16 protein-coding genes and 1 tRNA gene are annotated in these 14655 nt (G+C 45.7%); 15 read left to right on the forward strand and 2 right to left on the reverse strand.

Annotation, left to right across the window (positions count from 1 at the left end; genetic code table 11):
• Positions 1-69 precede the first annotated feature (69 nt).
• The 15 genes from trpS to F551_RS0110075 all read left to right on the forward strand — a co-directional run bounded on the left by trpS (position 70) and on the right by F551_RS0110075 (position 12047).
• Positions 70-1101 (forward strand): tryptophan--tRNA ligase, encoded by a 1032-nt coding sequence (trpS, locus tag F551_RS0110005; protein WP_018997371.1) that lies wholly within the window; start codon positions 70-72, stop codon positions 1099-1101.
• A 45-nt stretch (positions 1102-1146) separates the two neighbouring features.
• A complete protein-coding gene (locus F551_RS0110010) occupies positions 1147-1743 on the forward strand; it encodes a copper chaperone PCu(A)C (protein WP_155825907.1) in 597 nt (198 codons plus the stop codon).
• Positions 1744-1836: 93 nt separating this feature from the next.
• Complete coding sequence (locus F551_RS0110015) at positions 1837-2799, forward strand: hypothetical protein (RefSeq protein ID WP_018997373.1); 963 nt, start codon at positions 1837-1839, stop codon at positions 2797-2799.
• 73 nt (positions 2800-2872) lie between these two features.
• Complete coding sequence (locus tag F551_RS0110020) at positions 2873-3409, forward strand: universal stress protein (protein WP_018997374.1); 537 nt, start codon at positions 2873-2875, stop codon at positions 3407-3409.
• Positions 3410-3499: 90 nt separating this feature from the next.
• Positions 3500-4072: a NifU family protein gene (locus F551_RS17590; protein ID WP_018997375.1), complete on the forward strand. Its 573-nt coding sequence runs from the start codon at positions 3500-3502 to the stop codon at positions 4070-4072.
• Between the two features lie 15 nt (positions 4073-4087).
• Positions 4088-4717, forward strand: coding sequence for a tRNA (adenosine(37)-N6)-threonylcarbamoyltransferase complex dimerization subunit type 1 TsaB (gene tsaB / locus F551_RS0110030; RefSeq protein WP_018997376.1), 630 nt, complete (start codon positions 4088-4090; stop codon positions 4715-4717).
• Between the two features lie 2 nt (positions 4718-4719).
• On the forward strand, positions 4720-5181 hold the full coding sequence (locus F551_RS0110035) for a GNAT family N-acetyltransferase (RefSeq protein WP_018997377.1): 462 nt from the start codon (positions 4720-4722) through the stop codon (positions 5179-5181).
• A 102-nt stretch (positions 5182-5283) separates the two neighbouring features.
• Positions 5284-5694, forward strand: coding sequence for a Fur family transcriptional regulator (locus F551_RS0110040; RefSeq protein ID WP_018997378.1), 411 nt, complete (start codon positions 5284-5286; stop codon positions 5692-5694).
• Positions 5695-5807: 113 nt separating this feature from the next.
• A complete protein-coding gene (miaB, locus tag F551_RS0110045; RefSeq protein ID WP_018997379.1) occupies positions 5808-7163 on the forward strand; it encodes a tRNA (N6-isopentenyl adenosine(37)-C2)-methylthiotransferase MiaB in 1356 nt (451 codons plus the stop codon).
• Between the two features lie 15 nt (positions 7164-7178).
• A complete protein-coding gene (locus F551_RS0110050; RefSeq protein WP_018997380.1) occupies positions 7179-8195 on the forward strand; it encodes a PhoH family protein in 1017 nt (338 codons plus the stop codon).
• Entirely contained in the window at positions 8188-8673 is a 486-nt protein-coding gene (gene ybeY / locus F551_RS0110055) for an rRNA maturation RNase YbeY (RefSeq protein WP_018997381.1), read from the forward strand. The genes F551_RS0110050 and ybeY overlap by 8 nt, the downstream gene beginning before the upstream one ends.
• 2 nt (positions 8674-8675) lie before the next feature.
• Positions 8676-9596, forward strand: coding sequence for a hemolysin family protein (locus tag F551_RS0110060; RefSeq protein ID WP_018997382.1), 921 nt, complete (start codon positions 8676-8678; stop codon positions 9594-9596).
• An 18-nt stretch (positions 9597-9614) separates the two neighbouring features.
• Positions 9615-11315 carry an apolipoprotein N-acyltransferase gene (gene lnt / locus F551_RS0110065; RefSeq protein WP_018997383.1) on the forward strand — a complete coding sequence of 567 codons (1701 nt, stop codon included), beginning with the start codon at positions 9615-9617 and terminating at the stop codon, positions 11313-11315.
• Between the two features lie 119 nt (positions 11316-11434).
• Entirely contained in the window at positions 11435-11854 is a 420-nt protein-coding gene (locus F551_RS0110070) for a helix-turn-helix domain-containing protein (protein ID WP_018997384.1), read from the forward strand.
• Between the two features lie 116 nt (positions 11855-11970).
• Positions 11971-12047, forward strand: a tRNA-Arg gene (locus F551_RS0110075).
• A 30-nt stretch (positions 12048-12077) separates the two neighbouring features.
• Here the strand turns inward: F551_RS0110075 and F551_RS0110080 are convergent.
• Entirely contained in the window at positions 12078-12896 is an 819-nt protein-coding gene (locus F551_RS0110080; RefSeq protein ID WP_018997385.1) for an SDR family NAD(P)-dependent oxidoreductase, read from the reverse strand.
• A gap of 85 nt (positions 12897-12981) precedes the next feature.
• On the reverse strand, positions 12982-14649 hold the full coding sequence (gene hutU / locus F551_RS0110085) for a urocanate hydratase (protein WP_018997386.1): 1668 nt from the start codon (positions 14647-14649) through the stop codon (positions 12982-12984).
• Between the last annotated feature and the right edge of the window lie 6 nt (positions 14650-14655).

Genomic DNA, 14655 nt, shown 5'->3' on the forward strand with positions numbered 1-14655 from the left:
CCCCCCTTGCAACAGCCTCTCTTTGTGCGTTACAGCCTATGCTCTCAATTAAGTATAAGGCGCAATGAGATGAGCGATGCAGCAACGGCCTATCAGGGGCCACAACGTATATATTCCGGTATGCAACCTTCAGGTGATCTACACCTCGGGAATTATCTTGGTGCGCTTATCAATTGGGTAAAATTACAAGAAGAGTGGGAATGCGTATTCTGTGCGGTTGATTTACACGCCATCACAGTACCTCAAGACCCTAAAAAACTTGCCAGCCAGACACGTGAGATAACGGCTGCTTGGTTGGCAGCTGGTGTGGACCCAGATAAATCAATTGTATATGCACAATCGAGCGTGCCTGCGCATTCTGAATTAGCGTGGATATTAAACTGTACCGCTCGCATGGGGTGGGTCGAGCGCATGACACAGTTTAAAGACAAAGCAGGTAAGGATTCTGAACGTGCTTCTGTGGGTTTGTTTACGTATCCAGTTCTCCAAGCTGCGGATATCCTGGCTTTTAAAGGGACTCACGTGCCTGTGGGAGAGGACCAAAAACAGCACCTAGAATTGTCGCGAGATATCGCAGATCGTTTCAACCGGGACTTTGACGCGGAGAATTTTTTCCCGCAGCCTGAGCCTTTGATTCAGGGCCCCGGTGCGCGTGTGATGTCTTTAAAAGACGGGACAAAGAAAATGTCTAAGTCTGATCCGTCAGAACTATCTCGAATCAACTTTATCGATGATGCGGATGTAATTGCTAAAAAGATCAAAAAAGCCAAATCAGATGCAGATGCACTTCCGTCAGAGGTGGAGGGGTTGGAGGGGCGGCCCGAAGCTCGCAACCTCGTAGGTATTTATGGAGCTTTAGCAGAAAAAACTAATGCTGAAGTGCTAGCTGAATTCGGTGGTGAAGGGTTTGGTAAATTTAAGCCAGCCTTGGCGGAATTGGCCGTAGAAAAACTCTCTCCAATTACACAGAAAATGCGGTCCTATATGGACGATCCGGCGCAGATTGATGCAGTACTCAAAAAAGGTGCTGAAAAAGCGAATGCTATTTCCGAGCCCATCATCAAAGAAGTGCGTGAAATTGTCGGGTTTTGGAATACTTAGAGTTCAGTCTAAATATTGAAGAATAAAATTTGAATGGAGCAAAATATGTCTTGGAATAGTTTCACAAAAACTCTGGGGCTGTCTTGCTCCATTTTAGTTATGGCAGCGGCATGTTCACCGAAAGAAGATGCGTTGGGCGTTGAAAAAGCAACTGAGCATGCCACACATGAAACGCATGATGACCACAGCGGACACGGTCAAGATGAGCACAAGTCTCATTCTCCAACAGTGAGCCAACCAGATGTGAGTATTGATGCATCCGTAATTCAAATTGAGAATGGCATAATCCGTCCCCCTTTGGGTGGCAAAACTATGACAGCTGGCTATTTCACAATCACACTCGGGCAAGATGATAAGATTGTCGCTGCAACGTCTGACATTGCTGAAAACATTGAATTGCACACGCATGAAATGAATGATGGCATGATGCAAATGCGCAAAGTTGAAGCGGTAGAAGTAAAAGCCGGTGTGCCGCTAGAATTTAAGCCCAAAGGCCTTCACTTAATGGTATTTGGTGTGGGTGAACTTAAAGAAGGTGAAACTGCTGATGTTGTGCTCAGTCTCGAGTCGGGTCGCACAGCAACTGCCCAGTTCACTATTGCTGTTCCAGATGTTTCAAAAGGCTCTGGACATAAACATTAATGAAAAGTAAGTTTTCTTAATGTTGCAAAATTGGTGCACTCACCTCAATCATATGAGTGCACCTTTATTGATAGTATTTAGGTAGATTTTTCTATGAGTGTTCTTCAATTCAGTCGGAAGAGTGAAGTAACTGCTGAAGAACCTCCTGTTGTTGAAATAGAAAAGCCGATACCACTGAAAACTCGGACGGTAGAAGCTTTAAAACCTTCCAAACTACCCAAAATTATTCGTAATTATCTTATAGTTGCGTTTGTTGTACTTGCGGTGCTTGCTTATCCAATCATGATTTTTCAATCAAACAAGATTGGTGATGAATTGAGTTTCCCTGAATCTATCAATCAAAACTGGTCTTCTCCATGGGCAGGTGTAGGCACCAAATTGCTTGAACGAGAAGTTGACAAAAATGGCTGGGTGCCAGGCGCCCATGCTTGGATGCCTCAATCCCGATTGACAGCGATGCCTGTTTATCAAAATTCAATTGCTTATGCGATTGGAGATTTTGCGGAATTAGTCAATTATCAGATAGGTGGTGACTCTGATTCCGATCTGAACACCATTGCTTTATTGTTGTCGCAGGATATCACAACAGATGAAATTTATGCTGCGATTGAGGGACTCTCAAGTTATGATGGCGGCGTAAGACTACACCGCTATAATGACACTCTGACCGCACAAAGATATGCTGAACGTGTATCTTTAATGGCATCTTGGTTGCGGCAGTCATCCAGCGAATTGTCATCTATTGTAAATGCAGAAGATCGTAAAACCTTTGATCGCGCTGCAACTGAAGCCGTGTATCGCGCAAAAGCAAGAGCTTATATGGCGCACAGATTTTTGTCCTTTATGCAGGCACCCGTAGGGCTTTCCATTAAAAATGAACATTCTGATGCTCTTGTTCAATTGGAAAAAGTAGCGCGCTTTAGTCCATTGTTTGTCGTTAATGGAAATGCAGATGGAATGTTGTTTTCTTCTCATCCCGCAACACTGAATCACTTTGTAGATGGAGCAGAAGCAGAGCTTCAAAAAGTAGTTAAAACAGTAGAGGCGCAATACTAACTGTTTTTCTGCGGGATCGCTTTTTTTCAAAACCGTGTTAAATTCTCCAAAATATAAAAATCGGGGATGAACAATGCCAACTGAAAGCGGACAGATGGATAGCGCATTGATGGAATGTGAGAAGACGACTGCTCTAACGCGTAAATTCCTGACTTTGGCTGATGATACGCAAGAGTGTTATTCAGCGATTTTGTTTGCTGCTATGCGTGCAAAACGTGTGGGTGCTGGCCTTGTTATTTTGAAGGTCGTCCAAGTGTCTGGCATGGGGCATTGGCGCGGTCTCGATGAGGATATGCGCACTGAAGCTATGGATAATGCACTTGCCGAAGTGAAATCTACAGCGCGAATGGTGAAAGAACGCGTCGATATAGATGCTGAAATTATCATCGAAGAAGGCAAACCCGAACAGGCCATTACCAAAGTTACCAATCAAGATAGTACGATCAAAGTCATTGTGTTGGGATCTGGAGAGGGGAGAGCTGGACCGGGACCGCTGGTTTCAAGGATTGGTAAAGGCAAGTCCATCACCGACAGACATGTTGCCATCACCATTATTCCTGGTGGATTAACTGATGCTCAACTGGATGAAATGGGTGGGGCTAACCACTAATATCCCACTGTCACAGTAGGAAAAGTATATTCCTCACTTGTTTTTGTGCGATAAAAGGGCCATTTGAATTTCCTAGAAGGAGATTTGCCTATGTTTATTCAGACCGAAGCTACACCAAACCCCGAGACTTTGAAGTTTCTTCCCGGTCGTGAAGTATCTCCCAAAACCCCATATGAATTCTTGGATGAGAAAGAAGCAGCCGGGTCTCCTTTGGCAGCATTTTTGTTTACCTTGAAAGGCGTAAAGGCAGTTTTTCTTGGTGTGGACTTTGTGTCTCTAACAAAAACTGAAGATACAGATTGGGCAATACTTAAGCCGCAAGCGTTAGCCGCGATTATGGACCACTTTGTGTCTGGCATGCCTGTTATCGCCGATATGAGCGATCCTGAACCAGCAGAAGAAATAGTATATGAAGGCGAAACAGGGGAGATCGTAGCTGAAATCAAGGAATTGATTGAAACGCGCGTACGTCCAGCTGTTGCCCAAGATGGTGGTGACATCATCTTTGAAAAGTTTGATGTAGATACGGGTGTTGTCACGTTGCAAATGCGGGGTGCGTGTGCGGGATGTCCTTCATCTACAATGACACTTAAAGGTGGCATCGAGAATATGCTTCGTCATTACGTACCCGAAGTCACGGCAGTTGAAGCGACAGCGATGTAAGCGCTGATTTAGTGAATGAGAATCCTAGCTTTAAATACTGTTGGTCCGACGTGCGAAGCGGGCGTTTGGGAAGATGATTCCCAATTGTCACACGTGCAAGAAGAAATGCGAAATGGGCATGACAAGCGGCTGCCTCTTCTAACAAAACAAGCTATTGAAGAGGCCAACATCGAGTTTTCTTCAATTGATCGTGTGGCCGTTGTAGCGGGACCGGGATCATTCACCGGAGTTCGTGTTGGGGTAGCATTCGCACGAGGATTGGGCGTTGCTTTGAATGTTCCTGTTGTCGGCATTAACAGTTTAGAAGCTGCCTTACCGAAGGGCGTATCGGGAAAAGTTTTAATTGCGTTGCCGGCGCGCCGGCGTGAACCCGATTTAAGCTGGTGGGCGCAACTTTTTGATGGGGAACAAAAATTTGGTGACGCTCTGGAAGCGGACAGATCCCAAATGCAGGATTTGATCGCCGGTGCAAACCATGTTTTTGGTGAAGGATTGTCTCCAATAGAAAATTTAAACTGGGGTGAGGCATCTCCTTTGCTCAGCCGCGTTGCAAATCGCGCTTATAACACTGTTGAGTTGGATCGCGCCGATCCGCAATATGTACGTGCGCCAGATGCTGTACCGATGAAGAAAAGCGGTGACTAGCGGTGCGTAAATTACGGACGGTAGTTTCCAAAGATTTGACTAAATTAGCATCTATCCACGCTGCATCTTTTAAAAAAAATTGGGGCCAGGATGCGTTTGCTAAATTGCTCGAACAAACATCAAATGCAGCTTGGCTGATAGAAGAAGACGATGAAATTGCAGCTTTTATCGTTGTTATGTCCTCAGGCGATGATCTGGAAATTTTGACAATTGCAACTCACCCTGATCATCGGCGTAAGGGATTAGCCAAGCAATTATTGCTTGGTGTAGATGGAAAACAAGCTCTCGGATTAGATGGGAATTGGTTTTTAGAGGTGTCAGAAGAAAACCTTTCAGCGGTTCAATTTTATGAAAACTTGGGTTTTCTAAAACGTGGCGTGCGCAAAAATTACTACAAATTGGATGATGGAAGGCGTGTAGATGCATTGGTTTATGGTATTAAACTAGGTCATTTGGTCTGCTAGTTTGATTTATGGTAAATTTATCTGACTAGATTGCTTGGTCTTCCTCTGGACAATTTAGGGGGATGCAAGCATATCTGGGAAAATACAAAGTGAGGTTATGACATGATTGAAAAACGCTGTATCGAAAAAGGTCTTCGTATGACGGAGCAGCGTCGTGTCATTGCGCGGGTTCTATCTGAGGCAAAAGATCACCCTGATGCTGAGGAACTTCATCGCCGTGCGGCATCCGTTGATGATAATATTTCACTGGCAACTGTTTATAGAACTGTGCGGTTGTTTGAAGAATATGACATCATTGAACGTTTGGATTTCCGCGATGGGCGCGCGCGCTATGAAGAGGCTGGCGCAGGTCACCACGATCATCTAATTGATGTAAAAAGCGGTGAAGTCATTGAATTTGTAGATGATGAAATTGAACGCCTGCAAGTGGAGATTGCCAAGAAGCTTGGTTACAAACTGGTTGACCACCGTTTGGAATTATATGCTGTTCCATTGGACAGCAAAGACGATTAGGAACAGTGTGCGCAGCTGTTAAGTGCTGTAAAGCAGACACATTTAAAAATTGAATCACAAGGCGCTTGGAATCTCCTAGCGTCTTTTTGGGTTTTAAGGCATAACACGGCCCCATGACTGAACACACACAAACACAAAGCCCTAAAAAGCTATTTATCAAAACTTATGGCTGCCAAATGAACGTATACGACTCTGATCGTATGAAAGATGTTCTGAAGCCACTTGGATACGCCCCGACAGACACGCCGGAAGGTGCAGATCTTGTTGTGCTGAACACGTGCCATATTCGTGAAAAGGCAACCGAGAAAGTGTTTTCTGAGCTGGGACAGCTTAAGCGTATGAAAGCTGATACTGGCGGTAAAATGACTATCGCAGTCGCTGGTTGTGTTGCACAGGCTGAAGGGGCGGAGATAAAGCGCCGTCAACCCGCTGTGGATCTTGTGCTAGGGCCTCAGAGTTATCACAAATTACCTGAGATGATCGCAAAGGTATCTCGCGAGACAGGTGATGTGCTTGAGACTGAATTTGATGTTCAGGAAAAATTCGACGCATTGCCGATTAAACGCGAAGTGGAAGGTAAGTCTGCTTTTGTGTCTATTCAGGAAGGGTGCGATAAATTTTGTACTTTCTGTGTAGTGCCTTACACACGCGGTGCAGAGTTTTCGCGTGATGTCGACTCAATTATCGCTGAAGTTCGTGGATTGGCCTCACAAGGCGTTAAAGAGATTACCCTGTTAGGGCAAAATGTGAACGCATTCCATGGTGCTGCACCATCTGGTGAAGAGGGTGAGTGGGGCCTTGGCCAACTTTTGCGTCATATGTCTAAAATCGGTGGTTTAGAACGCCTTCGTTTTACGACTTCGCACCCTAAAGATATGGATGATGATCTAATTTCTGCCTTTGGTGAGTTGGACGTTTTGATGCCTTATTTCCATCTGCCAGTGCAGGCGGGTTCAAATAAGATATTGAAATCGATGAACCGTAGTCATACGGCTGAATCTTACATCGAAACGATGAAAAAGGTGCGTGAGCAGCGTCCTGATATAGCTTTAGCTTCTGACTTTATAGTGGGCTTTCCGGGTGAGACCGATGAAGATTTTGAAGCTACGATGGATCTTGTACGTGAAGTGAAATATGCATCTGCTTATTCATTTAAATATTCAAAACGTCCTGGAACTCCAGGTGCGGAGATGTTTGGGCAAGTTGATGAAGCAGTTAAAGATGAACGTCTTCAACGTTTACAAGCGTTGATACGCGAGCAAACGAAAGAGTTCAATGAACAGCAAATAGGCCGCACCATTCCAGTTTTGTTTACCCACAATGGTAAGTTGGAAGGGCAGGCGCTTGGAAAATCGCCTTATATGCAATCAGTGCATGTTGAAAATGCTCAGAACTTAATTGGCGAGATAGTGGATGTTGAGATTGTAGGTGCTACACTTAGTTCACTAACTGGTATTTTAAAAAAGTAAGAAGAGAAATAGCGCTTGAACACTAAAAAAACAGCTTCGAAAAATCGTTCTAAAACAGCCAACCGCACTTCGCGGGTATTCAAGTTAGAAGATAGTAAGCGTTTACGAGATTTATGTGGTCCGGCGCACCGAAACCTTCAAGTTTTAGAGCTGCAACTTGCTGATTTTGATATCAGTGTTGAAAGTCAGGGCGGAGAAATACGCATTGATGGTGAAGGGCAAGGGCCCGCTCTAGCCGAGCAGGCATTGATTGCGTTTGCCGACAGAGTAGAGGCTGGTGCTGATCCTTCTGGATTTGAACTGGAAGGCGTTATTCGTCTTGTGCGTGATGATGCCTTGCCGGGCACTTCGGGTGGCGGTGAAATCATTGCTGGTCTAAATAAACCGGTGACACCTCAAACTCCCGGACAACGAAGTTATCTAAAAAAACTCCGAGACGATGCCTCTGGTTTGGTATTTGGAACTGGACCAGCTGGAACTGGTAAAACATTTCTGGCTGTTGCTGTGGGTGCATCAGAACTAAAATCTGGCAAGAGAGAACGATTGATTGTCGCGCGGCCTGCGGTCGAGGCAGGTGAACAGCTCGGATTTCTTCCCGGTGCATTAGAGGAAAAAGTTGATCCATATATGCTCCCTATTTGGGATGCATTGAATGAACTTCTAGGTGCCAAAGAAGTAGAACGCCGTAAGGAGCGCAAAGAGATTGAAGTTGCACCACTTGCTTTCATGCGTGGACGAACTTTGAAAAATGCTTTTGTGATTATTGATGAAGCGCAAAATGCAACAATTCCACAAATGAAAATGGTGTTGACGCGTTTAGGGCGTGGTTCTCGCATGGTTGTGACCGGTGATCCCTCGCAAACTGATTTACCCGATCGTTCTCCGTCTGGGTTGGCCCATGGTATGCGAATACTAAATGGTGTTGAGGGAGTGTCTCAAACGGCGCTGACTGCAAGCGATGTTGTGCGCCATGATCTCGTCGCGCGAATAGTGACAGCTTATGACGATGATGAGAATAGCCGCAATGATTGATACGCCAACAGTGCTAACCATTGATCTTCGTATTGAAGACGAAAATTGGACAAGTGCTTTAGTTGATTGTGAGAAGGTCATCGAAAGCGCATTGGAAGCAGCAGCACAGAAAATGAACCAAAGTGGGTTGGTTGAAGTCCTGTTGACCAATGATGCTGAAATGCGAGAATTAAACTCAAAATGGCGTGGTAAAGATACACCTACAGATGTTCTATCGTTTCCATCTGAAGGTGCTGATATGCCCGGCATGCAAACCTTTCTGGGCGATTTGGCACTTGGCCTAGAGGTTGCAAAGACTGACGCAGACAAATTGGGGCGTGACTTTGAACTGCATGTCATGCATCTTCTAGTGCATGGCTTCTTGCATCTTTTAGGTTATGACCACATGTCTGAGGAAGAAGCGAAACACATGGAAGGGTTGGAGGCGCAAATTCTTGCACCACTTGGATTACCAGACCCATATGGAGATGCGGCATAGACATGCCCGAAGATGGATCGAGGATCGAGAAAAATAGCCGTAAGAATCGCGGGTTTTTCTCTAAATTAGGTAGTTTGTTTGCTGGCTCTGACGGCGAAGCTGTTCAGAATGGACAGATTGAAGAAAATGTTTCTTCTGGTCCTTCAGCAAGTGAGATGCGCTTGCGGATAAGCGAGTTCGAAACATCCACAGTCTCTGATGTGATGATTCCCCGAGTGGAGATCAAAGCTGTAGAAATAGAGACTACCGTAGAAGAATTACTGCAAATTTTTACGGAAGAACCACATTCGCGATTGCCAGTTTATCGAGAAGCGCTCGATGATCCGATAGGTTTTGTTCACATTAAAGACGTCGTTGCCGAAATTTCCAATGGTGGCGATGTAAACGGAATGTATGGTGAGCAAATTCTTAGCAAGATTAAACGCGAAATTCTATTTGTGCCTGCCTCTATGCGTTTGCCGGACCTTCTTGTGAAAATGCAAACAAGCCGTATTCATCTAGCGCTTGTTGTCGATGAGTATGGTGGAACAGACGGGCTAGTGTCCATCGAAGACCTCGTTGAGCAAATTGTCGGTGACATCGAAGATGAGCATGATGAAGAAGAAGCTCATTTTGAGTTAAAGGCTGAAGGCGTTTGGGTTGCAGATGCGCGTGCGGAGATCGAAGATTTTGAGGAAGAAACAAAGCTTTCTCTTGCCCTTGCTGATTATGAAGACGAGATAGATACACTCGGTGGGCTTGTGTTTGCACTTGCTGGCCGTGTTCCCCAAAGAGGTGAAATAGTTCAACACCCAGCAGATGTTGCTTTTGAAGTGATGGAAGCTGACCCAAGACGCATCAAAAAACTGAGAATACGTTGCGAAAATGGACATTCTCCTGCTACGACAGTGAAAATGAATGAAAACACCAAAGCTGTTGGCTAGGGTATAAGCGGGGTCACTATGTTCGAGAAGTTCAGGTCGACGAATGAAGAATTCGCGCCAAACGGGAATTTTTTGGCAGCGCCATATAATTTTTTAAATTCTCTGAGCGGAACACCAGCACTCGTTGTTTGTTTTGCGCTGGGTGTGTTGTCAAACCTTTCTTTTGCGCCGTTAAATATTTGGCCAATGATGATGGTAGCGTTGGTTAGCTTAATTTGGCTGATTGATGGTGCTACGCGTCAAGAAAATCCGCGGTCCGCGGTGTTTTGGCGAACGCTCTGCTTTGCATTCGGACAATTTGGAATTGGATTTCACTGGGTTGCTTTTGCTTTCCTGGTGGATTCCAAAGCGCACGCTGGATTTGTTTGGCTTTCGATGTTGTTGCCGCTCACCATTGCAGTCATTTGGGCCGTGTTGATGCGCGTTGCCATAAATTTTTGGGTTTCTGGACCAGCAAGAGTTGCCATTTTTGCGCTTACGATATTCGCTGCTGAATGGGTGAGAGGGCATATTTTTGGCGGGTTCCCATGGAATATTCCTGCCATGGTCTGGACGCCTGGAGAGGCTGTCTCGCAAACAGCGTCTGTGTTTGGCGTGTGGGGACTGAGTTTACTCACACTAGCGTTTTTCAGTGCGCCTGCAGCTCTCTGTGATGGTCGAACGCAAGTTGGCTCAAAAATGGGGGGGGTAGGTCGATCTCTACCCATAATTCTGGTTGCGGTCGTGTTTGGCTGTGCTTGGGGATGGGGCTCCAGTCGTCTCTCGGATGCGGTTGATGAAATTTCAGGCCCAGAAGTTCGCCTTGTCGATGTGGGTGTTCCGCAAGATGAGAAGTTCAAGCCAGAAGTACGTCAAATGGTGTTGCGTAGGTATCTTGAGCTGACTGAACCGGATACTGGGACCAACCCTCGAATCGTTATTTGGCCGGAAGGGGCAGTGCCATATGCGCTATTGCAATACCCTGATGCGTTGGATCCGGTTTCTGCTAATTTAGGTGCCAGGAAACTGATTGTTGGTACGAGTTTTGTGAATCGACAATTTCATCCTGAGCGTTGGTTTAACTCGCTGGCCGTTCTTTCTCAGGAAAGTTCAGTGGCAGAAGCCATCTATTATAAGCACAGGCTGGTACCTTTTGGTGAGATGGTGCCTTTCCGGTCTCTAGCGTCTCGATTGGGAATAAATGCATTACAACAAATAGCTGAAGCTGGGTTTTACGCTGGCCCACCGCCTGCACCCGTGTCTGTTGAAGGTATCCCTGATTTTCAACCGCTAATCTGTTATGAAGCGCTCTTCCCCGGTTTGCTCCCGAGGCGTATTGAAGAGCTTGGTGTAATGGGAGTTGAGTCTGATGTAGCCTATGAACGTGCTGATTGGATTATAAACATATCCATTGATTCATGGTTTGGGCCGTTGTGGGCCCCATCTCAACACTTTGAACACGCAAAATATCGGGCAATTGAAGAGGGATTGCCGATGGCCCGCGTTGCATCTCGAGGAATATCTGGGATTGTTGATGGTTATGGACGCGTGACAGCATTGGCGGAATCGCCAGACTTTGACCACTACCCTGAGGACCCAAAGGGTTGGAAGTCTAGAATTTTGGATTCAAATATTCCCAATTCTCTTTTACCAACAATCTATAGTAGACACAGAGAAGTACTTGTCCTTGGTTTGATATTTATATTGATTGTTGGATGGGTTACTTTGCCTAAACATTAAAGCTTTAGGTTGACATTTTCTTCGATTTACTATGGAAAATGGGGTATGAGCTAGGGTATTCCCTATGTATCCCCCCACCTGCTGTTTTGGGGAGCGGCAGAATTGCAAAAGTGTGATGAATGTCAGAAAATAAGCTACCTAATTCAATCGATAAACATGTTGGGCGACGCGTGAGATGGCGTCGTAGAGAGTTAAATTACAGTCAGGAGAAGTTGGGGGAACTTCTTGGGCTAACTTTCCAGCAAATCCAAAAATACGAAAAAGGTGTGAACAGAATTTCCGCCGGACGTTTGTTCGAGATGTCGCGTGTGTTGGAAACAACAATTGGCTATTTCTTCATGGGGGTTGAAGAAATGGACGAAGCGATGAATCGGACTTTTGCTGAAAGTGATAAGGATCAAGCACTTACTGGTCTGATTGATGCTGATGCAGTAGATCTGGTTGTAGCGTTCCAATCTATTCCTGATCCAAAGCTACGCCAGTCTATTCTAACAATGGTTAGGAACTCGGCTGAAGCTTTTTCAGATGATGAGCAATAAGTTCAACATCTAATTCTAAGAACTTACAGCCTATTGGAATTTTCATTTTTGGGTCCAATAGGTTGTAAGATCATATTGATTGTTGTTTCATATAATGCCAAACAGTCGAGCAGAATGCACCCATAGCTCAGCTGGATAGAGCGCTGCCCTCCGAAGGCAGAGGTCAGAGGTTCGAATCCTCTTGGGTGCGCCATTGGCTTCATGGAAAATTCAACTGTTTTGCCTATTTGGGCAAGCCTTCTTTCGCTACTTGCGCTCCCATTTGGGCGATTAGTCCGAAAAATTGTTCCGGCTGTGCATGGCGCATTTTTGCTGCTTCTAATTCCATGCCTTGCGCAAAAATAAGCTCAGGAGTGTTATTCTTTACGGCGTCAATGATAGCTTCGGCGCAATCTTTAGGGTCATCACCAGCCTCGATATATCCATCAGACTCTCCACGTTTAGAACCATCAGCCGTTAAGGCATTTCGAGACACATCGGTGGCAACGGAACCGGGTAAGATATTGGTGACTTGAATGTTATGGGTTTGAGAGACTTCCGCCCGTAAAGCATCCATATAACCAATTAGCCCGTGTTTGGCGGCGCTGTAAGCTGTACGCATTGGTGCACCTATGCGCCCTGCGACAGAGCTAATGGCTACAACGTGCCCTCCGCCAATTTTTGACATGCGCTGTAATTGTAATTGAGTGAGCCAAATAGGGGCGGTTAGATCGATTTCTATAAGATCAGTGTAAACTTGCGGGTCCGTATCAATTGCAAGGCTTCTTTGACTGATTCCAGCATTATTTATGAGAATATCAACTTGTCCTTTCCAGTCCCAGGCTTGTGCAACTAGGCCTTCTAGGGCTGAAAAATTTGTAACATCGAAAGGTAAAACCAAAGATTGAGATGGCAGGCTTTGAGCAAGAGCTTCCAATTCTTTAACACGTCGCCCCGACAGGATGATGTTTGACCCTTCGGCTGCACAGCTTTGTGCTAAAGCTTTACCAATGCCTGATGATGCACCTGTGACCCATACTGTTTTGCCATTAAAATTTGTCATATCGGACTCCTCCACGCATGTTTTGAAGGAATCCTTAGACGAAAAATAAAGGTGTGAATGTAAAGAGTTTTACAGTTTAATTTAGCTATAAAATTCCGGGTAGGTTTAGGCTGTTCTTTTGAGCGCAATCTTTGGCGATGTCATAGCCAGCATCTGCGTGTCTCATGACACCCGTTGCAGGATCATTCCACAAGACGCGATTAAGACGACGTGCTGCATCTTCACTTCCATCAGCCACGATCACCACGCCTGAATGTTGTGAGAAACCCATTCCCACACCGCCACCATGATGCAGGCTGACCCATGTCGCACCTGATGCTGTGTTGAGCAGGGCATTGAGCAAAGGCCAGTCTGATACAGCGTCAGAGCCATCTTGCATGGATTCAGTTTCACGGTTTGGGCTAGCTACAGAGCCACTATCCAAGTGGTCACGTCCGATGACGATTGGGGCCTTTAATTCACCCTTGGCGACCATTTCGTTAAAAGCCAGCGCAAGGCGGTGACGATCTCCCAATCCGACCCAACATATGCGTGCTGGTAATCCTTGAAATGCAATACGGTCACGTGCCATGTCCAACCAGTTGTGTAGGTGTTTGTTGTCCGGAAGAAGTTCTTTCACTTTTGCGTCTGTTTTGTAGATATCTTCAGGATCACCTGAGAGAGCTACCCAACGGAACGGCCCTATACCCTGACAAAAAAGAGGGCGAACATAAGCGGGGACAAAGCCTGGAAAATCAAACGCATTTTCTAGGCCTTCATCTTTTGCGACCTGACGGATATTATTGCCGTAATCCACTGTTGGTATGCCTGCATTCCAGAAATCCAACATAGCTTGAACTTGAACTCTCATCGAAGCTCTGGCGGCCGTCTCAACTGATTTTGGGTCTGTCTCGCGCTTTTCTTTCCATTGCGCCATTGTCCAGCCTTGGGGAAGATATCCATTCACAGGATCGTGGGCGGAGGTTTGATCCGTTACCAAATCAGGGCGAATGCCGCGCTTCACCAGCTCAGGAAAAATATCAGCTGCATTGCCTAGCAGACCTACAGATTTTGCTTCGCCAGCCTTTGTCCAGCGGTCTATCATTTCTAAAGCTGTATCTAAATCATCTGTCTTTTCATCGAGATAACGCGTCCGTAACCGAAAATCGATGCTGTCCGGGTTACATTCAACAGCTAAACAACACGCGCCTGCCATGACAGCGGCGAGAGGCTGGGCACCACCCATTCCGCCAAGTCCGCCCGTGAGTATCCATTTGCCTGTTAGATCGCCATTATAATGTTTACGGCCAGCTTCAGCGAAGGTTTCATATGTGCCTTGAACAATGCCTTGTGTTCCGATGTAAATCCAAGAGCCAGCTGTCATTTGGCCATACATCATCAAGCCTTGCTTATCGAGTTCATTGAAATGATCCCAATTAGCCCAATGCGGGACGAGATTGGAATTTGCAATTAAAACACGGGGCGCATCTTTATGAGTTTGAAACACGCCGACGGGCTTTCCAGACTGAATAAGTAGAGTCTCATCTTCCGTAAGAGTTTTAAGCGTGGAAATAATTTTATCAAAGTCGGACCAAGTACGAGCTGCTCTGCCAATCCCTCCATAAACGACAAGTTCATCGGGATTTTCCGCAACTTCTCTATCCAGATTGTTTTGAAGCATGCGGAAGGGGGCTTCTGTCGTCCAACTCAAACAATTCAGCTCTGGTCCTGTCGGGCTTTTTACGTCTCGGGCATTGGCAAATTTGTTGGTCATTTCGTT

It is taken from the genome of Hirschia maritima DSM 19733 (assembly GCF_000378345.1).
GTDB lineage: Bacteria > Pseudomonadota > Alphaproteobacteria > Caulobacterales > Hyphomonadaceae > Hirschia > Hirschia maritima.